Here is a 20,197-nt window from a genome sequence, read left to right on the forward strand (position 1 = left end):
TACTTCCACCTCGGCGGTCTTCAGCTGTATCCGGCTGGAATCCGTCAATGATTACCCACCATGATTGGGGAAGACCCCCCTTTTTGGCCATGAAGGCTGTAGATTTGCCAGACTTCTATAAGTCCTTTTAGTCGTTATGCGTTGATTGGTCAAAGAACCTGACGTCATAACCAGCCTATAGAACCATATATTTTATAGCGGGAAAGTGAACCGGCCCCCAGATCCAGTGTATTGAAGGTATACAGGTTACACGACCGGATCGGGGGTGTTGAAAATGGCCGTACGGGTGTCAGGCCCAGGTATCATTTTTCTTGCTGGGCTTCAGCCATGGCAACACCACGGCGATAAACATGCCCAGAATCAGCAGGCCGGCACCGAGTAGCATGAAGTCCGATTCTTTGCGGGCTTCAAGGCGTTCCACTTCAGCGGTGAGGACTTCCACTTCGTTTTTCAGCCTCTGGTTGCTCTCCTGGAGTTCCCGGTTGCGACGGTCGAGGTTGAGGGCATTGGCCGAGACCGAACGGATTTCCTCCAGCTCGTTACTAAGCTCGTCTACCCGGTTCTGGAGCTGTTGCTCACGGGAGGAGAGCTGGTCACGTTCGCCGGAAACTTCGCTCATACGGTTCTGCAGTTCTTCCAACTCATTGCGGGCCTGCTCCAGCTCACTGTTGGCAGCATCGAGGCGATCCCGGGCAATGGGCTGGTTGGTCAGGTAGCGGGTTGGTACCCAGCCCTCTATACCCTGGCTGGTTCGTATCTTGCTGTAACCGGAGTCCCCGGACTGCTCGAGGAGGGTGACCGCGGTGCCACTGCGTAGCCCGTTATGGAGAATGCGGAATTGGGTGCCTTGTCCGCTGCGCACCGGCGCGTACAGCGTGTCATCAATATAGACGGTTCTGGCGTGGGCCAGCCCGCTTACCAGAAGCAATGCCACCAGTGGCAGCACCAGCACGCGAAAACCGGTGAACACACGGGAAGAGTTTACAGCTCGAGCCATCACATCGTTAATCCTGGCAGTTGAAGGATAGGATCAGTATCGAAGCGGCAATGGGAAATCCATGGAAGCGGATTCATTACCCACAGTCGGTTAGCCGGCAATTTTGTCACATCATTAGAGTGGATCAAGTCACTCGCTATTACAAAACGCTCATAGAGTCAGCGTGGGACCTGGCGCCGGCTCATGGCAAGACAGCCTTGAAGGGTTTGACCGTGACCTTGCGGTACACCCCGGCTTCAACATAGGGGTCGGCATCGGCCCAGTTGCGTGCGTCATCGAGGGTGTCAAATTCGGCAATGACCAGGCTACCGGTAAATCCGGCGTCCCCGGGTTCCGGGGTATCAAGCGCAGGGTGGGGCCCGGCTACCAGCAGGCGGCCCTGATCCCTCAGGATCTCCAGCCGAGCAAGGTGCGCCGGGCGTGCGGCGGCACGCAGGGGCAGGCTGTTTTCGATATCTTCGCTTATGATGGCGTAGTACATGGCGCAGGCGTCCTCTTGGATATCGGGCATACGGGAACGTGTTAGACTGGCAGCCAACGCTTTGAACCCGTTCAGGATATGCCGTGACTATACCCCAGCCAATCCCCCAATGCATTGATCTCCATTGCCATAGCACCGCGTCTGATGGCGCTCTCAGTCCTGGTGAACTGATCGCCAGGGCGTCGGGGCAGGGTGTTACGCACCTTGCGCTGACGGACCATGACACCCTCGAGGGCACCGCTGCAGCCCGGGAAGCGGCGGCACGTCATGGGCTTACCCTGATTAACGGCATCGAGCTGTCCTGCGTCTGGCGCAAGCTCACGATCCATGTAGTGGGGCTTGATATGCGCGAGGGAGATACCGGTTTCGCCGAGCGGGTGGCTACACAGCAGGCGAACCGCTGGAAGCGGGCGGGTGCCATTGCGGACAAGCTCGTGCGGCATGTAACCGGCTGCGAGCGTACGATTTTCGACCAGGCCACGGCACAGGCTGGCGGGGATGTGCCGGGCCGTCCCCATTTCGCAAAGGCACTGGTGGAAGCAGGGCTGGTCAAGGACCAGGCCCAGGCGTTCAGAAAGTACCTGGGTAGCGGCAAGCCCGGAGACGTAAAGGCTTTCTGGCCAGAGCTGGAAGAGGTGGTTGGCTGGATTACCGATGCCGGCGGTATCGCCGTGCTGGCCCATCCTCGCAAGTACAAGCTGACGGCTACCCGGTTGCGGGCGCTGGTGGCCGACTTCATGGAGGCAGGGGGAGAGGGCATCGAGGTCGTCACCTCCGGACAATCCAGTGGTGACCTGGGATTTCTTGCGGAACTTTGTCGCCGGCACTCATTGCTGGCCTCCCGTGGAAGTGATTTTCACTTTCCAGGAGCCAGCTGGTGCGAGCTTGGCCGGATTCCGCCGTTACCCGAGGGCCTGACGCCCGTATGGGAGCGTTTTCGGGCCCCCTTGAGCCTGACAGGCTGAAACCGCGAGATCGGCGTTAGAGCAATCAGTCGGGCGCGTGGAAGTGCAGGTAAAGGTCTGTGAGCGCGTCCGGAATGGCTTCGGCCATCTCACTGGAGACCTTTTCGTCTTCCCGGGCTTTTCGGAAGTCCTCATCGTCAAACAGGCCGGACAGGGTCAGCATGGGTACCAGCAGTTCTGCGGTGCCTGCCTCGTCAGCCTGCAGCCATTCTTCTTCATCTTCCAGGAAGCTGTCCACGAACCCGGCGCACCAGTTTTCAAGGGCGTTCATCGGGTCGCCGTCTTCCGGCTCGGGAAGCTCGAGGGCCTGGCCCATATCCAGTGAGTGAGCGAGGCCCTGGGCCAGTTGTCCGGTCAGGCGGGCAAACTCCCCTGGCACATCTGTCGGTGCAACCGAGTCCTGCCCGGTTGCAAGGCGGAATATCTCGGAGGCATCCAGGGATCGTGGGCCTACCACGCTGGCGCAAACCACGCCGTGGAGCCCAAAGAAGTCCAGTGACTCCTCTCCCCAGGGTTCTGCGAAGAGGATGTCTTCCAGTACTTCAATTTCATCGTTGTTCAGCATTCAACTGCTCCTGGCACGAGGCCATGGTGGGGTATCACGGGTACACTGAGGCGTACCCGTGAATCTTGCAACGCTTTGGAATCTGAACGAATTTTACTGTTCAGATCCCTGCTGACCGGAGTCGCCGGCATCGTCACTGCCTTCTTTGGCAGATGTGGCGCCTTCGCTGGGCGCAGCCTTCCGTGCCGCTTCTGCCGCCCGCCGGCGCTTGCGCACCTCCCGCGGGTCATTATAGGCGCGGCCCGGTGTTACCGGGACCTCGGCTGAGGCCTTGTCCTCAGTGGCCTCGGCCGCTTTTACCGGTTCGGCGCTTCCGGTTTTCTGGCTGTCGGCGGCGGGCGCTTCGCCCTTGCTCGCCTGGTCGTCACTGCCAGAGTCTCCAGTCGTCGAGCCGGACTCCGGAGCCTTGCCCGGGGCAGTCGTTTCCGCGCTCCCGGTTTCGTTGGCCTTGTCCGTATCGGTCTGCGTGGACGTGGTCTGTTCCGGGGGCTTGGCCTCTGTCGGCGTGGCTTCCTTTGCCTCTTTCACGGCGTCAGACGAGGTCCCATCGGATTTCTGGTTCCCGGCCTGGTGGCCCTTGTCGGCCTCCGGTGCTTTTTCAGCGAGAGCCTCGGAGGTGTCGGCAGAGCCGGTTTCCGGCTTCTTCGCACCGGTTCCTTCGGAAGCACTTGTCGCCGTAGCTGAAACCTTGCTGCTATCGGCATCTGAAGCGGCACTCTCCGGCTTCGCGTCGTGCTCCGGGCCAGGCGCTGCCTCCTGCTTGCTGGCGCGGGGCTCTGCCGCGTCCTTTCCGGGTGCTGCTTCGGAGCTTGCCGGTTTGCTGCTGTCATCCTTGCTGGCACTGCGGGGCTTGCGACCCCGGTTGCGGCCCTTGCCGGATGACTGGTCATCGCGGCCCTTGCGGCTTGTGTCATCACTGTCAGAAGCCGCGGCCTGGCCAGGAGCAGGCTGGCTATCTGCAGCCGCCGTTTCCGTTTCCCCCTCTTTTGCTTCCGGGCTGGAAGTGGTCTGCGAAGCCGGGGCAGCGGTGGTTGTCTCCGGCTTCTTCGGCTCGGGAGCAGGTGCTTGCTCTGCTGCTGCCGGGGAAGTTGCCTTGGCTACCTTCGTATCCTGTCCGGTTTCACGGTCAGCCAGTTCGCCCTGGTGCTTCTCTGTGCGTTCGGCCTTGCGGGTCGCCGGAGTGCTTTCCGGGCTATCCGCAGGTGATCCGTCCCGGTTACGGGGACGGCGGGCACGCCTGGGCCTGGACGGCTTTGCGTCCTGGGATTTGTCCGGTCCTTTGTCCTGGGCCTTGTCTGCCGGCTTGTTACTTCCGTTGGTGTCATTCTGGCTCTGACGATCCTGGGGCTTGCCCCCCTTGTCGTCATCCTTGCCTTTTCCGCCTTTCTGGCCCTGACCGCTACGGCGGTTATCCGGCTTGCCGTTGTCTTTCTGGGCGTTGTCGCGGTTATCGGAGCGGGACGGGTTATCCTGCTGGCCCTGGCGATTATCGCCGGACCGACGGTTGCGTCCGCCACGATTGCTGCGATTGTTACGGCTGCGTCCGCCGCGGTTGTCATCGTCCCTGTTCTGGCCGGAGGTGTCGCGACGATCACTGCCCTGGCGATTGTCCGGACTGCTGCGGTCATCACGTGCTACCCGGGTCTTGCGGCGATCCTGGCGCCCCTGCTGGGTGCGGTTGCCACTCGAGCCCTGGCTTCGCTGCTGCTTGTCGCGCCCTGAAGTTTCCTCGGCGGTGTCGTTGCCGAAAAAGCTTGCCAGCTTGCGGGACAGCTTGCGGAACATCCCTTCGTCGGTCGCTTCCTCGCTCTTTGCACTGGCTGCAGGCTTGGCGCTGGCTGCCGGTGCTGCCGGAGTCGGGGCCGGGGCCGCGGGGCGAACCGATTTCACGGCTGCTTCTTCCCGGGGCGGAGCTTCGCGAGTGACGTGTACTTCCGCCTGCTCCTCTTCCTGCGCGGCGTACTCTTCCGCCATTTTGTAGCTGGTTACCTTGTCGCCGGCTTCGTCGTCACGAACCCGAAGGATCTCGAAGTGCGGCGTCTCCATATGAGCCGCCGGTACAACCAGGATTTCCACCTGTTGCCGGGCCTCGATGTCAGCCAGCTGCTTGCGCTTTTCGTTTAGCAGGAAGGTGGCTACCGAAACCGGCACTATGGCACGGACTTCACCGGTCTTGTCCTTGGAGGCTTCCTCGAAAATGAGGCGCATGATGCTCAGTGCCAGAGACTCGATGCCACGGATGGTGCCCTGGCCACTGCAACGGGGGCAGACTTCACTGCGGGTCTCACCCAGGGAGGGGCGCAGGCGCTGACGTGACATTTCCAGCAGGCCGAAGCGGGAAATCTTGCCCACCTGGACCCGGGCGCGGTCCAGCTCAAGGGCCTGGCGCATGCGCTGTTCCACTTCCCGCTGGTTTCGGGCAGGGGTCATATCGATAAAGTCGATAACAATCAGGCCGCCCATATCCCGCAGGCGCAGCTGGCGTGCAATCTCGTCAGCAGCTTCGAGGTTGGTCTGAACGGCGGTTTCCTCGATATCCTGGCCCTTGGTGGCCCGGGAGGAGTTGATGTCGATGGAGACCAGCGCTTCGGTGGGGTCAATCACAATGGAACCACCGGAAGGCAGCTTCACTTCGCGCTGGAAGGCTGTCTCGATCTGCGCTTCGATCTGGTAGCGGCTGAACAGCGGGATTTCGTCTTCGTAGAGTTTGATCTTGTTCTCAAACGTAGGCATCACCTGGCGTACGAAGCCGAGCACGTTCTCATAGACCTCGGCGGAGTCAATCAGTACTTCACCGATGTCCTGGCGAAGGTAGTCACGCACCGCGCGGATGATAACGTTGCTTTCCTGGTGCAGCAGGCGGGGCGCCTTGTGCTCATTGGCGGCGCCGGTAATGGCCTCCCAGGTCGCGACCAGGTAGTTGAGGTCCCATTGAAGTTCTTCGGCGGTGCGGCCAATGCCGGCGGTGCGGACGATGGTACCCATGGCCTTGGGTACATCCACGTTGTTCAGGGCTTCCTTGAGCTGGGCCCGCTCTTCACCCTCGATGCGTCGGGAGATGCCACCCGCACGCGGGTTGTTGGGCATCAATACCAGGTAGCGACCGGCAAGGGAGATAAACGTCGTGAGGGCAGCGCCCTTGTTGCCGCGCTCTTCCTTGTCGACCTGGATGATAACTTCCTGGCCTTCAGAAACGACTTCCTTGATGTTGATCTTGCCTTCGATCTGCCCGGGGGGCTTGCGGAAGTAATCCTTCGAGATTTCTTTCAGGGGGAGGAAGCCGTGGCGCTCGGCGCCAAAGTCAACGAAGGCAGCTTCAAGGCTCGGCTCGACCCGCGTGATCCGGCCCTTGTAGATGTTGGCTTTCTTCTGCTCCCGGGTGGAGGATTCGATATCGAGGTCAAACAGACGCTGGCCATCGACCAGCGCGACGCGCAACTCTTCAGGGTGAGTTGCATTAATGAGCATTCTTTTCATGGAAAAGACGATTCCTGTCAATTAGTTAGACAGGAAACCGCGGGTTGTCACGAAGCGCAGCTGCCAACGGCCGGGCAAGCCCCGGCGTTGGCGGGTCAGGCCTTGAGCGCCGGCCTGTGTCCCGGTCCTTCCAGGCCACTGCATATGCCCGCCCTGTACTCGGACAGGGGAGGGCAATATGGAATCAGTCTCTGTGGACGCATGCTACATATCTTTCGGTTCACACGGGTGCCTGGGTCTCACGTCGTATTAGTCAGATGACGGCCCGGCCCTGCGTGGTGGTAAAATCTTCGCGTTTCCCGCAGGGTTTCCTGCGTGGTTACTGTCATATGCCCGGTCTGGACCTGTGAGATTCCCGGTACCGTATGCGGGTACCGGTGCAGGTGGCATGCCGTATTGCGGCGCGCGCTCCGGGCCTGGTATTACCAAGATGCCCGATCGACTTGATAGCCTGGTTCGATCGGGTGGCGGGTGTTGGTCTGCAAGGCAAGAATTGCTGCCTGGCGAGCACCCGGATTTCTCTGTCTGCTTCTGCCGTGTAGGTTGCCCGTGGGAATGCCCGGTTGTCAGGGCATCGGGCATTCAAACTCCCGGCCAGTCTCTGTATACTTCAACCGCTCCGGCGGTCGGCATGTTGGCCGGGCCGTAGACAAACGGAAAAGCATTCCGGAATATAGCAGCAAAGCCCCGTAGCATCAATCCCGCATCCTTCAGGAATCTGTCCCTCCTATGGCATCTACCAAGCGCAGTCAGTCTCCGGTCTCCCGGTCGCGCCCGGGGTCATCCAGCGCCTCTGCAGGTGTGCAATGGATAACCGTTGATCCGGACATGGCTGGCCAGCGGTTGGACAACTTTCTCATGGCGCGCCTGCGAGGCGTGCCCAGGAGCAAGATCTACCGCATAGTCCGTAAGGGCGAGGTGCGGGTGAACAAGGGCAGGGTGCGGCCAGATACACGGCTCGAGGCCGGGGATGAGGTGCGTATTCCGCCGGTGGTTCGTCCGGAGAAACCAGTCAGTGCCGTGCCGGGCGACCGGGTGCAGGCGGTGATGGAAAATGCTGTGATCTTCGAGAACGATGACCTGCTGGTGGTCAACAAACCTTCAGGTATTGCTGTGCACGGCGGTAGTGGCCTCAGTTTCGGCCTGATCGAGGTATTGCGGGCGGCGCGCCCGGATGCACGGTTTCTGGAGCTGGTACACCGCCTGGATAGGGATACCTCCGGGTTGGTGATGATCGCCCGTAAGCGATCGGCGCTCCGTTTCCTGCAGGATGAACTGCGTCAGCGCCAGGTTCGTAAACATTACCATGCCCTGGTCAGCGGCCACTGGCCTGGCTCTGTTACTGAGGTCAGTGAACCCCTGTTGCGCTATGAAATGCCCAATGGAGAGCGGCGGGTAAAGGTGGATGATGGTGGCAAGGCTTCGCTGACCCGGTACCGTGTCCTGGACGCCTGGCAGGGTTACAGCCTGGTTGAAGCCTCGCCGGTGACCGGGCGTACCCATCAGATCCGGGTTCATTGCGCCAGCACGGGGCACCCCATAGCCGGTGATGATAAATATATGGATGCGGCCGGGTTAAGGGCGTTCCGCAGCCTGGGTGGAAGCAGGCTGATGCTCCACGCCCGTGCCCTTGAGTTTCGCCTGCCAGGCGGTGATGAGTGGCTTCGCCTTGAGGCCCCCTATGACGAGGCATTCAGCCAGGTGCTGGGAAGGCTGGCCCGCTGATGCAGTGAGGAGAGCAGTGACAATGTCTTATAAGGTGGTGATATTCGACTGGGACGGAACACTGGTTGACTCTGTGGAACACATTGCCGGCAGCCTGCACCAGGCAGCGGTCGAGCTGGGCTTTCCTGCCCGGGAGCGAGAGGCCTACCGGGACATTATCGGCCTGGGCATGGTGGAGGCGCTTGAGGCACTGTATCCCGGCTTGTCCCGGGATGAAATGCAGGCCATCCGGGAAGGCTATGCCCGCTATTTCTTTGCCAGAAAGACCATGCCCCAGAATGTGTTTGACGGTATGGCGGATGTGGTGGCGGACCTGAAGCTTGATCGCCGGCTGGTGGCAGTGGCCACTGGCAAGAGTCGTCGCGGGCTGGATCCCGCCCTGGTTTCAAGTGGTCTCGGGCCTCATTTTGATGTGACTCGCTGTGCCGACGAAACCCGTTCCAAGCCGGACCCGCGTATGCTTTTGGAAATCCTTGAGCATTTCGAGGCTGAGCCTTCTGAGGCCGTTATGATCGGTGATACCCGCTATGACCTGGATATGGCCCGTCGCATCGGTATGCCGTCAATCGGAGTGGAATGGGGCGTCCATAAGCGGGATGAACTCGGAAAGTACGACCCCGTCCGTGTAACCAGTAGTGTCGATGAGCTCCGGGAGGCTCTTGGGCTGTAAGGGCTTGTCCTGGAAGCGAACAGCAACAGTGAGGTAGTGCATGTCAGAATGGAATTCGTCCGGAGACTGGAATGATCCTGCGAGGCCGGCCCCTGAGCGTGAATCGGCCCGGCAGGCGGCGGCTCCCGCGCCAGCGGCCACGGACTCCCGCGTCCTGGAGAAGCTGGTGGGCGCCCTGACGGCGGAGCAGCGGCGGAGTCGCCGGTGGGGCATCTTCTTCAAGGTTCTGACCTTTGTCTATCTGTTCGCCCTGTTGTTCCTGCTCCGTGGGCCGCTGATCGGCGGGCTTGACGGAGACAAGGCCGCGACACATACCGCTGTGGTGGAGGTGGCCGGGGCGATCGCCTCGGATACCCATGCCAGTGCCGATAACCTGGTTGGGGCGCTGCGCCGTGCCTTCGAGGCGGAGAACGCCCGGGCGGTGGTGCTGCGCATCAACAGTCCCGGCGGCAGCCCGGTCCAGGCTGGCTATGTCTATGACGAAATCGTTCGGCTGCGGGAAGAAAATCCGGATAAGAAGGTTTATGCCGTCATCAGTGATATTGGCGCATCCGGGGCCTACTACATTGCCGCGGCCGCTGACGAAATCTACGCTAACCGGGCCAGCCTGGTAGGTTCGATTGGCGTAGTATCCGGCGGGTTTGGCTTTACGGGGCTGATGGACAAGGCGGGTGTCGAGCGGCGGCTTTATACGGCCGGCGAAAACAAGGCTTTCCTGGACCCCTTCTCACCGGAGGAGCCGGGTGAGGTGGCGTTCTGGGAAAGTGTCCTGGAAAACACGCACGATCAGTTTATCGAGTATGTCCGCAAGGGCAGGGGCGACCGCCTGGCGGACGATGAAAGGCTGTTCAGTGGACTGGTGTGGACCGGTGAGCAGGCGTTGGAGCTGGGCCTTGTCGATGGCCTTGGCAGCACGTCCTGGGTCGCACGGGAGTTGGTGGGAGCCGAGGATATCGTGGACTATACGCCACAGCCATCGGCCTTCCGTCAGTTTACGGATGCGCTCGGCGTATCCATTGTCAGTGCGCTTCGTACGCAGATGGTGGAGTCCCGCTACGATCTGCGCTGAAGCGTCAGTACATTGATCCCGGATGCCCTGAGCATATCGGTCAGCGCCATCAGCGGCAGGCCGATCAGGGCGTTGGGGTCGCGACCCTCCAGTCGCTCGAAAAGGACTATGCCCAGCCCTTCCATCTGGAAACTCCCGGCGCACTGGTAGGGCTGTTCAGCCCTCAGGTACTGTTCAATGTCGTCCCCGGTCAGTGGCCTGAAGTGCACGTGGAAGGGTTCGCAGGTGCTGTCGGTACTGTCGGTGCGGGAATCGTGCAGGGCGAGGCCGGTATGGAAGGTCACTGTCTTGCCGCTGCAGCTTGCCAGTTGCCGGCAGGCGTTTTCATGGCTGCCAGGCTTGCCCAGAATGGTGCCATCGTCCAGTGTTGCCACCTGGTCCGAGCCGATAATCAGGTGCGCAGGGAATCGGTCAGCGAGGGCCGTGGCCTTGGTCCGGGCAAGGCGCTCTACCAGGGTCGGGCCACTCTCGCCGGGTAATGGTGACTCGTCAATATCCGGTGAAGCGCACTCAAAGGGCAGGCCAAGGCGTTGCAGCAATGCTCTGCGCCAGGGTGAAGACGAGGCCAGCACCAGTGGCGGCATGGGTTCCATATACGGACTCCTTCAAGGTGACTGAGTGAACCTTAGCGGTTTGCCGGAGGAGGGTCTATATGAGCAGTTTCCGTGATCATGGTCCTTTGCAGGCCCATGAATGTAAGGAAGTCTTTGACAGGGCGCGCTTGCGCCCCTAGAATTACGCGCCTATGTCAAACGCCGAATTGCCCAGGTCTGTCGACCCACACCGCATGGCGGAAACCGGAGCCGAGCTGACGGGAACCATCCCCCTGGCGAAGCTGACCCGTTTCCGGTCTGCGGTATTGGCTATTCCCGAGGGTGGTGTTTGCCGGGTGCACCTGGTGTTCAGTTTGGACAGCCAGCGCCGCCGCATTGTCCGGGGCGAACTGAAAGCGGATGTGGAACTTGAGTGTCAGCGCTGCCTGGGTGGTATGGGCGCAGCCCTAACTTCGTCCTTTGAGCTGGGGCTGGTGTCCACTGAGGATCGCGCCAGGCAGTTGCCGTCCGAGCTGGAGCCTTTCATTACCGGAGAGGACTCAGCGGAACTCTGGACCCTGGTGGAAGACGAGCTGCTGCTGGCGCTGCCGGCCTATCCGCTCCACGAGCGCGAGGATTGCCCGGCGACCTCCGAACTGGAGGCCCTGGAGCCGGGAACGGAAACAGCCGACGCAGGTAAGGAGGCAGGCCCGGGTGCCGGCGAACAGCGTGATAACCCGTTCAAGGTGCTTGAAGGGTTGAAGAAGACAAAGCACTAGGATTTATTTTCACGTGCCTGTTGGCACACACAGTTAAAAGGTCAGGAGTACAGTCATGGCTGTCCAGCAAAACCGTAAAACCCGCTCCAAGCGTGGAATGCGTCGTTCACACGATGCCCTGAGCAAACCGACCCTGTCGACAGATTCCACCACCGGCGAAATCCATCGTCGTCACCACGTGTCTCCGGACGGCTTCTACCGTGGTAAGCAGGTTATCGAAGCTCGCGACGAGTAAGTATGATGTCGGGGCGCCCTGAACGGCATTCCGACTCATGCACAGGTGAGATAGACCGGTGACTTCCGTAACACTTGCGATCGATGCCATGAGCGGTGATCGTGGTCCGGAGGTTGCCGTAGCAGCAGCCCTCGAGGCGGTTGCTGAAAACGAGGCCTTGACGCTGATCCTGGTGGGAAACCAGGCGCAGCTCAAGGCCTTGTTGCGTTCCGGGCATCCGCGTATCCGGGTAGAGCCGGCGGCGGACGTGGTGCGAATGAACGAACGCCCCTCCCACGCCCTGCGCCACAAACAGAATGCGTCCATGGCTGTCGCCCTGCGCCTGGTCCGTGACGGCGAGGCACAGGGGTGCGTCAGCGCCGGGAATACCGGCGCACTGATGGCATTCGGGCGTTCATTTCTGAAAATGTATCCCGGTATTGAGCGCCCGGCCATCACCAAGCTGATTCCCTCATTGCGCGGCCAGTGCCATGTGCTGGATCTGGGCGCCAACGTGGATGCCTCTGCGGAAAACCTCTATCAGTTCGCCCTGATGGGGTCGCTGATGGCTTCGGCAGTCAGTGGCATACCCGAGCCCCGGGTGGCGTTACTGAACGTGGGGGAAGAGGAGATCAAGGGCAATGAGCAGGTGCGGCTTGCCTCTCACATGCTGGCGCAGTGCGAGACGCTGAACTATATCGGGTACGTGGAAGGCAGTGACCTGTTCCGTGACGTGGCGGATGTCGTGGTTTGCGATGGCTTTGTTGGTAATGTTGCCCTGAAGACCGGTGAGGGGGTAGCCGGATTGCTCATCGAGCTGCTTGAGCAGGCTTTTACCCGCAACCTTTACAGCCGGGTGGTGGGCTTCCTTGCCAAGCCTGTTATTGGCCGTTTGCTGCGAGACGTGGATCCTACGCGGCACAATGGCGCAAGTTTGCTCGGCTTGCAGGGGGTCGTTATCAAGAGCCATGGCAATGCCAATGAGGTTGCCATGAAAGCGGCTATCCGGCAAGCAGTACGCGAGGTACAGCTGGAAGTGCCCCGCCGAATCAATGAGCGACTGGACGACCTGGTACTGTAAAAGGCCTGGCGGTACTTTCCTGCAAGTGGATGTTCGTCACGGCGCCTTAATGGTCCTTGCGGCCGATTGCTTGTACTATTGGCTAATCTTACTGAACCACTAACCACGGTAAAATTTTCGTCATGAAAACAGCTTTTATCTTTCCTGGACAAGGGTCTCAGTCAGTGGGAATGCTCAAGGCCGCTTCCGAAGCCTGGCCGGTGATCGAGCAGACCTTTACCGAGGCCTCCAATGTGCTGGGGTATGACCTGTGGGAGCTCTGCCAGAATGGTCCGGCGGAGGAACTGAACCAGACCATGGTTACCCAGCCGGCCCTGCTCACTGCAAGCATCGCCCTGTGGCGCCAGTGGTTTATTGCCGGCGGCCCGGAGCCTGACTACCTTGCGGGTCACAGCCTGGGAGAGTATAGCGCCCTGGTGGCCGCTGAAAGCCTGGATTTTTCCGATGCTATCCGGCTGGTGCGTCTGCGTGGTGAACTGATGCAGACTGCGGTACCGGCCGGTGAGGGCAGTATGGCTGCCATCCTCGGCCTGGAGGATGACCAGGTCATGGCTGCCTGTGACGAGGCCGCTGAAGGGGATGTTGTATCTGCGGTCAATTTCAATGCTCCCGGCCAGGTGGTCATCGCCGGCAGCAAGGCCGCCGTTGAGCGGGCTATCGCGGTCTGCAGCGACAAGGGTGCCCGCAAAGCCATGCCGCTGCCGGTGAGTGTGCCGTCCCACTGTGCGCTGATGAAAGGCGCGGCGGAAGAGCTGGCCAAGGCACTGAACGAGGTGAGCTTCGGGAACGCTCTCACGCCCGTAGTTCAGAATGTCAGTGCAGAACTGGTCCAGGATGCAGACCAACTCAAGGCTAACCTGGTGCAGCAGCTGTATTCCCCGGTGCGCTGGACAGACTCCATGCGCCTGCTGGTTGAAGAGAATGTAGCGGTCGGCGCAGAGTGTGGCGCCGGCAAGGTACTGGCCGGCCTGGCCAAGCGCATTGACCGCAGTCTCAAGGTATTCAGCCTCGAGTCCCCGGAAGGTCTGGAAAATGCCCTGGAGGCATTTCGCAAAGACTGATTCAGAAGGTACGCCGGCCGGTCCGGCCGGCGTCATCCCACATTGATGGAAGGGAGCATTCCATGTCTCTTGATGGCAAGATCGCACTGGTAACCGGTGCTACCCGTGGTATTGGCAAGGCCATTGCCGAAGCCCTCGGCAAGCAGGGCGCTACCGTCGTAGGTACTGCGACTTCAGCAGGTGGCGCAGAGACCATTTCCGCCAATCTCAAGGATGCCGGTATCCAGGGTTTCGGCCTGGTGATGGATGTGTCTGATGCCAGCAGTGTCGAAGCCGGACTCAAGAAGATCGCCGACGAAGTTGGCGCACCGGTGATCCTGGTCAACAACGCTGGTATCACCCGGGATAACCTGCTGCTCCGCCTGAAGGAAGATGACTGGTCGGCCGTTATCGACACCAACCTCTCCAGCGTCTACCGTTTGAGCAAGGCGGTACTTCGTGGCATGGCCAAGGCCCGCTGGGGGCGCATCATCAATATCAGCTCGGTGGTGGCCGGTATGGGTAACGCCGGGCAGGGCAACTACTGCGCGGCCAAGGCTGGTGTTGAAGGCTTTACCCGCAGCCTGGCGAAGGAGATGTCCAACCGTGGCATTACGGCCAACTGCGTGGCGCCCGGCTTTATTGACACTGACATGACCCGTCAGCTGGACGAGGGCCAGCGTGGTGCCATGCTGGAGAACATCCCGGCAGGTCGTTTCGGGGCTCCGGAAGAAGTCGCTGCGGTCGTCGCTTTCCTGGCATCCGATGCTGCCGGTTACGTGACCGGCGACACCGTCAATGTAAACGGTGGCATGTACATGGGGTAAGGGCTTTCGCCCTGGTACCCGAACAGCTTTTATCTTCGTCCCTGCTTGTCTGCAGGTGGGGTTTACCATAAACTGGCAATCTTTCATTGCCTGGTTGACAAAAAGTGAGGAAATTATGAGTACAGTTGAAGAGCGCGTTAAGAAGATTGTTTGTGAACAGCTGGGCGTCAAGGAGTCCGAAGTTCAGAACTCTTCTTCTTTTGTAGAGGACCTGGGCGCTGACTCACTGGACACTGTTGAGCTGGTCATGGCTCTCGAAGAGGAATTCGAAACCGAGATTCCTGACGAGGAAGCCGAGAAGCTGACCAGCGTTCAGGATGCGATTGATTACATCAACGCGCATAGCTGATCGTCTGTAAGCCAGGCAAAAGCCGTTCTGCTCCCGGGCAGGACGGCTTTTTTGTGTCTGGCCGGGGCAGGGTAACGCCATGATCACCATTATCGTCCCTGAAAATCACCCGGAAGCGGTGTCGGTGCCGGTAAATGACCGGGGCCTGGCCTATGGGGATGGCCTGTTCGAAACCATCCTTGTGCGTGACGGCGAGCCCCAGCTGTTGCAGGCCCACTGCCGGCGAATGCTGGATGGGGCCCGGCGGCTGGGAATCCCGGCTTGCGAGGCCGACCTGGTAAAAGCCGTGGACCGTGCACGGGCACAGGCCTCCGAGGTACCTGGATACCAGGTGCTCAAGCTGGTGCTGACCCGGGGCAGTGGTGGTCGCGGATACCGTCCGCCTCCGAGCCCCGAGCCACGGCTGATCCTGTCCCTGATGGCAGCACCTCCGGCAACGCCGGACAGCGGTGTCGGAACCGTTATTTCAGACATCCCCCTTACCGTGAATCCCGTATTTGCGGGTATCAAGTCCCTTAATCGCCTGGAGCAGGTGATGGCCAGCCGCGCCATGCCCGAGGACTGCTATGAGGCATTGATGCCCGGTGATCAGGGAGATCTCCGGGAAGGCACCCGCACGGCACTGCTCTATCTCTGGGAGGGGCAGTGGCGGACACCGCCCCGTGAACAGGTTGCCGTGCGCAGCGTCATGCTGGCCCATATCGAGCGGGGACTTGCACGGGAGGGTGTGAAAATCACCGAGGCTCCACTTTTCCCGGAGCAGTGCCAGCGGCCGGAATTCGGCGGGCTGGTACTGGTGAACAGTATTGTCGGAGCCGTGCCGGTTCAAACTCTGGATGGCCGCGAGTTGCCTCGCCCCGGACAGCTTGCGACAATCACCAGCCTTGCCAAACAACCTGAGGAGTTCCGTTGATCAAGTCATTCCTTGTTGCCGTTGTCGCGTCGGTGTTGGTGGCTGTTGCTGGCGCCGGATTGTGGGGCTGGCAGGGCCTCGAGTCATTGGAAGCCGATGCCGGGCTTGAAGAGTCGATGCTGTACGTGGTTCCCCGCGGGACCTCCTTCAATGCGGTCGCCGGTGACCTGGAAGAGCTGGGTCTCGTGGATAAGGCACTCTGGCTCAAGTTGCTGGCCCGGGTAGAGCCGGAACTGACGACCATCCGCGCGGGTGAGTATGAGTTCCAGCCGGGGATGTCGGCCCGTGACATGGTGCTGCTGATGGTCAGCGGAAAGACCAAGGTCCGTACGGTACAGTTCATCGAAGGCCGCCGGTTCGTGGACGCCCGCGCAGCACTGGCCCGTGCCGAGCATCTTGAACAGGAGACAGCGGACTGGTCAGCGGAGCGGATCATGGAGGAACTGGGTGACCAGGGCGCCCACCCGGAGGGCCGGTTCTTCCCTGATACCTATGCCTATAACCGGGGTGACTCCGACCTGGATATCCTGCGGCGGGCCTACGAGAAAATGAACCAGGTGCTGGCCGAGGAGTGGGCCAACCGGGCGGATGACCTGCCCTATGAGAATCCCTATGAGGCTCTGATCATGGCGTCGATCATCGAGCGCGAAACCGGGGTTCCCGAAGAGCGGCCGGACATAGCGGGTGTCTTCGTTCGCCGGCTGGAACGGGGGATGCGCCTGCAGACGGATCCCACGGTGATCTATGGCATGGGTGACAGCTACCAGGGACGTATCACCCGGCGTGACCTGCGTACTCACACACCCTATAACACCTATCGCATCTCCGGCCTGCCCCCAACGCCCATTGCCTTGCCTGGTCGCGCAGCGATCCACGCCGCTGTCAATCCGGCAGAGGGGGATGCCTTGTTCTTTGTGGCCAAGGGCGATGGCAGTCACCAGTTTTCACGGACACTCGAAGACCACCAGCGGGCGGTCAGGGAGTACCAGCTGAACCGTCGGGAGGATTACCGATCGTCTCCGGCGCCCGCGGCCAACAGTGAGTCCGGTCAATGAGCCGCGGTCGCTTTATTACGTTTGAGGGCACCGAGGGGGTTGGCAAATCCACCCAGCTGGAAACCGCCCGGTCAGCCCTGGAGGCAGCCGGCATCGAGGTGCTGGTGACCCGGGAGCCCGGTGGGACGCCCATGGCGGAAGCGATCCGTGAACTGCTGCTGGCACCAAGGCAGGAGTCGGTCAATTCCATGACCGAGCTGCTGCTGATGTTCGCCGCCCGGGCCCAGCATCTCCATGAACGCATCGTCCCCACACTGGAGCAGGGCACATGGGTGCTGTGTGACCGCTTTACGGATGCCACATACGCCTATCAGGGCGGTGGCCGTGGCGTCCCGCAGCAGCAGATTGCGGCGCTGGAGCAGCTGGTCCAGGGCGATCTGCGGCCCGACCATGTCATACTGCTCGACGCCCCGGTAGAGGTAGGTATGGCCCGGGCACGCAGCCGCAGTGCGCCGGATCGGTTCGAACGGGAACAGGCAGCGTTCTTTCAGCGTATCCGCGATTGCTACCTGGAACGAGCGCGGCTACAGCCGCTGCGCTACCATGTGGTGGATGCGGCGCAGCCCCTTGCGGATGTCAGCCGCCAGGTGTCGGGGCTGATAACGGACCTGCTGGTCTGACGCCGCCGCAACTTCCTTACCGGCAGGCAAAAGAGAACCCACCATGTTGTCAGTGCGACTCCAGACACTGCCTGAATTCACCCGCCAGCACACCCATGACCACGATCAGGCAGTGATCGGTGTCTACGGGCGGGCGGAAGTGAACGTTGCCGGGCGGGAAGGCCGCCTGGATACCTGGCGAGCCTGCCTGGTGCCGGCCCGGATACCCCACGAATTTTCCGGTGGTCCTGAAAACCAGGTACTGGTGATCAATGTGGATGCCTGGCCTCCCCAGCCCGGGGAAGCACATTTCCGGGACTTTGCTGCCGTCAGGCGACTGTTCAGCAAGACCGTGGTCATCGGTCTTGATGCCCATCTGCAACAGCTGGTGCAGGTCTCTGCCACCGAGATACGGCGGCCCGGCGCTGAACTGGGTATCCGCAACCATCTTGCCTCGGCCATTCTGCTTGCGTTATCCGACCGGCTTGCCCGGGGGGCGGAGACCGTACCTCTGCGGCGGCCGGGGCTTGACCCGGAAAAGTTGCGGCAGTTTGTTCTCGAGAATCTCAATCAGCGCATTACCGTCGAGGACCTGGCCGCCCAGGCCTGCCTGAGTCAGAGCCGGTTTCACGAGCTGTTCCGTCAGACCATGGCTACCAGCCCCTACCGGTTTCTGCTTAACACCCGCCTTGACCAGGCCTGTCAGATGCTACGTACCACGTCCCTCCCGGTGGCGGATATCAGCGCCCAAACCGGGTTTTCCAGTCAGTCCGCTCTCACCACCGCCTTGCGTAAACACCGCGGCCTTACGCCGACCCAGCTTCGTAGCCACGACTGAAACTGCCTGATTTGGTGAAACATCGTAGGAATTTGTAAAGTCTCCGAAGGAATTCGGAAGTCTCACAATCAGTGTAAGGCTAAATTAAACGATTATTAATCCGCAGCCAGGCTTTCTGTTCGGTTTCTACAGGTGACCACGTTAAAAGCGTGTTTCCAACAAGGTGCAAGTGGCATTTTTCGTTGAGCATCTATACTGAACAGTAATGATTCATCCCGCCGGGGTGTCGTTTGGGCCCTGCGCCGCGGATCAAGAGGAACAAGGCAAAGGGAATTGGCCACGAAGCAATAAAAATAACAGGTATTGCCCGTTTGTCCGTCCCACGGCTCGCGGCTTGCCTGACGGTCTCCACCAACGGCCGTATCAACAAACTGGAGGAACTACATGGCTACGGGTGTATGGATTAGTCTCTTTGTCTACTTTGGTCTGATGATTGTCATCGGCCTCTATGCGATGCGCACGTCGACATCGTCCTCGGAAGACTACATGCTGGGAGGCCGGGCATTGAGCCCGAAAGTGGCAGCCCTGTCTGCCGGTGCGTCGGATATGAGCGGCTGGTTGCTGCTGGGTCTGCCGGGGGCATTGTTCGTCTCGGGGCTGGCGTCTGCCTGGATCGGCATCGGCCTGTTTGTGGGCGCGTTTATCAACTGGGTGATCGTTGCCCCACGACTGCGGGAGCAGACGGTCCATTACGGGAATGCCATCACCATTCCTGCCTTCCTGGCGAACCGCTTTCCAACCCAGGCGTTATCGCTGCGAACGGTATCGGCGATCGTTATCGTGGTTTTCTTCGCCGTCTACACGGCCTCGGGCCTGGTTGCCGGTGGCAAGCTGTTCGAGAGTGCGTTCTCTGAAATCATCAATGTACCTGGCATGAGCGATTACGGAGTCGGCATCCTGATCACCCTGGGTGTTGTACTGGCCTATACGGTTGTGGGCGGCTTCCTTGCGGTGAGCATGACGGACTTTGTGCAGGGCTGCATCATGATGCTGGCCCTGGTTATCATGCCTGCCGTTGTGCTCTTCGGCGAAGGCGGTGGAGGCTTTGCCCAGGCTTCCGAGACTCTCAATGAGGTAGATCCGACCCTGTTGTCCTGGACTGAGGGGCTTACCCTGATCGGCTGGTTGTCGGCGGTGACCTGGGGGCTGGGCTACTTCGGGCAGCCTCACATCATCGTTCGGTTCATGGCGATCCGAACCCTGAAGGATGTACCCATTGCCCGTAACATCGGTATGACCTGGATGGGTATCTCGCTGATCGGCGCGATCTCACTGGGCGTCTTCGGCCGGGCCTACGCGGTGCGTAACGGGTTGGATGTCGCCGACTCGGAAACCATCTTCATTATCCTGGCGGACCTGCTGTTCCATCCGCTGATTACCGGCTTCCTCTATGCAGCGTTGCTGGCGGCGGTGATGAGTACCATTTCCAGCCAGCTGCTGGTGTCTTCCTCATCACTGACCGAGGACTTCTATCGCCTGTTCCTGCGCAAGGAGGCGACGGACCGTGAGTGTGTCAATGTGGGCCGCGCCTGTGTCGTTGCCGTGGGCCTGGTGGCCGCGATGATCGCTTCCGACCCGGACTCCCAGGTGCTGGGCCTGGTGAGTAACGCCTGGGCCGGCTTTGGTGCTGCCTTCGGGCCGCTGATCATCCTGTCGCTGATGTGGCCGCGCACCAACGGTGCAGGTGCCATTGCTGGCCTGGTGGTCGGTGCCGCAACGGTGATGATCTGGATCTCCCTGGGCTGGAACGGCTCGTTTATGGGCGGTCCTGGTGTCTATGAGATCATCCCCGGCTTTATCGCTGCCTGGATTGCCATCATGGCGGTCAGCCTGGCTACTTCGGATGCCGGCGAGTACCAGCATATCGAACGGTGATCATTCACCTGAGTTGACCTGAACGAGGGCTCCTGCGGGAGCCCTTTTTTATAGTCCGCGAACCTGGTTCGCAAGACGGGTGTGGGGGGGGGCGGTTTTCTGCCGGGAGAGGATGTCTGAGCGAAGCGAGTTACTCGACCAGAAG

20 protein-coding genes are annotated in these 20,197 nt (G+C 60.6%); 15 read left to right on the plus strand and 5 right to left on the minus strand.

Going from position 1 to position 20,197, the window contains the following annotated elements; all coding sequences use genetic code 11:
* Positions 1 to 289: 289 nt before the first annotated feature.
* Positions 290 to 997, minus strand: a complete 708-nt coding sequence (locus MLC59_RS03400; protein WP_248230861.1) for a TIGR04211 family SH3 domain-containing protein — start codon at positions 995 to 997, stop codon at positions 290 to 292.
* A 181-nt stretch (positions 998 to 1,178) separates the two neighbouring features.
* The gene (locus MLC59_RS03405) at positions 1,179 to 1,478 is read right to left on the minus strand and encodes a YciI family protein (protein ID WP_248231145.1); all 300 of its coding nucleotides are present in this window, start codon (positions 1,476 to 1,478) and stop codon (positions 1,179 to 1,181) included.
* An 83-nt stretch (positions 1,479 to 1,561) separates the two neighbouring features.
* Here MLC59_RS03405 and MLC59_RS03410 point away from each other — a divergent pair, with 83 nt between their 5' ends.
* The gene (locus tag MLC59_RS03410) at positions 1,562 to 2,443 is read left to right on the plus strand and encodes a PHP domain-containing protein (protein ID WP_248230862.1); all 882 of its coding nucleotides are present in this window, start codon (positions 1,562 to 1,564) and stop codon (positions 2,441 to 2,443) included.
* 25 nt (positions 2,444 to 2,468) lie between these two features.
* On the opposite strand, the gene MLC59_RS03415 is transcribed toward MLC59_RS03410, so the two are convergent.
* Positions 2,469 to 3,008 carry a YecA/YgfB family protein gene (locus MLC59_RS03415; RefSeq protein ID WP_248230863.1) on the minus strand — a complete coding sequence of 180 codons (540 nt, stop codon included), beginning with the start codon at positions 3,006 to 3,008 and terminating at the stop codon, positions 2,469 to 2,471.
* Between the two features lie 93 nt (positions 3,009 to 3,101).
* Positions 3,102 to 6,485: a ribonuclease E gene (rne, locus tag MLC59_RS03420; protein ID WP_248230864.1), complete on the minus strand. Its 3,384-nt coding sequence runs from the start codon at positions 6,483 to 6,485 to the stop codon at positions 3,102 to 3,104.
* A gap of 729 nt (positions 6,486 to 7,214) precedes the next feature.
* Here rne and rluC point away from each other — a divergent pair.
* Genes rluC through MLC59_RS03435 form a run of 3 tightly spaced genes read left to right on the plus strand, consistent with a single transcriptional unit; the run spans position 7,215 to position 9,949 of the window.
* Complete coding sequence (gene rluC, locus MLC59_RS03425) at positions 7,215 to 8,210, plus strand: 23S rRNA pseudouridine(955/2504/2580) synthase RluC (RefSeq protein WP_282450835.1); 996 nt, start codon at positions 7,215 to 7,217, stop codon at positions 8,208 to 8,210.
* Positions 8,211 to 8,232: 22 nt separating this feature from the next.
* Positions 8,233 to 8,880, plus strand: coding sequence for an HAD family hydrolase (locus MLC59_RS03430; RefSeq protein WP_248230865.1), 648 nt, complete (start codon positions 8,233 to 8,235; stop codon positions 8,878 to 8,880).
* 40 nt (positions 8,881 to 8,920) lie between these two features.
* The gene (locus tag MLC59_RS03435) at positions 8,921 to 9,949 is read left to right on the plus strand and encodes a S49 family peptidase (RefSeq protein ID WP_248230867.1); all 1,029 of its coding nucleotides are present in this window, start codon (positions 8,921 to 8,923) and stop codon (positions 9,947 to 9,949) included.
* Here MLC59_RS03435 and MLC59_RS03440 read toward each other — a convergent pair.
* Positions 9,934 to 10,533 (minus strand): Maf family protein, encoded by a 600-nt coding sequence (locus tag MLC59_RS03440; RefSeq protein WP_248231149.1) that lies wholly within the window; start codon positions 10,531 to 10,533, stop codon positions 9,934 to 9,936. The genes MLC59_RS03435 and MLC59_RS03440 overlap by 16 nt on opposite strands.
* A 161-nt stretch (positions 10,534 to 10,694) precedes the next feature.
* Between MLC59_RS03440 and MLC59_RS03445 the strand changes: the two genes are divergently transcribed.
* The 11 genes from MLC59_RS03445 (at position 10,695) to putP (ending at position 20,052) form a co-directional block, all read left to right on the plus strand.
* Positions 10,695 to 11,261: a YceD family protein gene (locus MLC59_RS03445; protein ID WP_248230869.1), complete on the plus strand. Its 567-nt coding sequence runs from the start codon at positions 10,695 to 10,697 to the stop codon at positions 11,259 to 11,261.
* A 55-nt stretch (positions 11,262 to 11,316) separates the two neighbouring features.
* A complete protein-coding gene (gene rpmF, locus MLC59_RS03450; protein ID WP_248230872.1) occupies positions 11,317 to 11,496 on the plus strand; it encodes a 50S ribosomal protein L32 in 180 nt (59 codons plus the stop codon).
* A 58-nt stretch (positions 11,497 to 11,554) separates the two neighbouring features.
* Positions 11,555 to 12,556 carry a phosphate acyltransferase PlsX gene (plsX, locus tag MLC59_RS03455; protein ID WP_345799745.1) on the plus strand — a complete coding sequence of 334 codons (1,002 nt, stop codon included), beginning with the start codon at positions 11,555 to 11,557 and terminating at the stop codon, positions 12,554 to 12,556.
* Positions 12,557 to 12,678: 122 nt separating this feature from the next.
* Entirely contained in the window at positions 12,679 to 13,617 is a 939-nt protein-coding gene (gene fabD / locus MLC59_RS03460) for an ACP S-malonyltransferase (protein ID WP_248230875.1), read from the plus strand.
* Positions 13,618 to 13,679: 62 nt separating this feature from the next.
* Positions 13,680 to 14,423, plus strand: coding sequence for a 3-oxoacyl-ACP reductase FabG (gene fabG / locus MLC59_RS03465; RefSeq protein WP_248230876.1), 744 nt, complete (start codon positions 13,680 to 13,682; stop codon positions 14,421 to 14,423).
* A 115-nt stretch (positions 14,424 to 14,538) separates the two neighbouring features.
* Entirely contained in the window at positions 14,539 to 14,772 is a 234-nt protein-coding gene (gene acpP, locus MLC59_RS03470) for an acyl carrier protein (protein WP_091848505.1), read from the plus strand.
* 79 nt (positions 14,773 to 14,851) lie between these two features.
* Positions 14,852 to 15,685, plus strand: coding sequence for an aminotransferase class IV (locus MLC59_RS03475; protein ID WP_248230877.1), 834 nt, complete (start codon positions 14,852 to 14,854; stop codon positions 15,683 to 15,685).
* Entirely contained in the window at positions 15,682 to 16,740 is a 1,059-nt protein-coding gene (gene mltG, locus MLC59_RS03480; protein ID WP_248230879.1) for an endolytic transglycosylase MltG, read from the plus strand. The genes MLC59_RS03475 and mltG overlap by 4 nt, the downstream gene beginning before the upstream one ends.
* Positions 16,737 to 17,360, plus strand: coding sequence for a dTMP kinase (gene tmk, locus MLC59_RS03485; RefSeq protein WP_248230880.1), 624 nt, complete (start codon positions 16,737 to 16,739; stop codon positions 17,358 to 17,360). Before mltG ends, tmk begins: the two co-directional genes overlap by 4 nt.
* A gap of 43 nt (positions 17,361 to 17,403) precedes the next feature.
* Positions 17,404 to 18,177, plus strand: coding sequence for a helix-turn-helix transcriptional regulator (locus tag MLC59_RS03490; protein ID WP_248230881.1), 774 nt, complete (start codon positions 17,404 to 17,406; stop codon positions 18,175 to 18,177).
* Between the two features lie 384 nt (positions 18,178 to 18,561).
* Positions 18,562 to 20,052: a sodium/proline symporter PutP gene (gene putP, locus MLC59_RS03495; protein WP_248230882.1), complete on the plus strand. Its 1,491-nt coding sequence runs from the start codon at positions 18,562 to 18,564 to the stop codon at positions 20,050 to 20,052.
* The last annotated feature ends 145 nt before the right edge of the window (positions 20,053 to 20,197 follow it).

Source organism: Marinobacter bryozoorum (genome assembly GCF_023156245.1).
In the GTDB taxonomy this organism is placed as follows: domain Bacteria; phylum Pseudomonadota; class Gammaproteobacteria; order Pseudomonadales; family Oleiphilaceae; genus Marinobacter; species Marinobacter bryozoorum.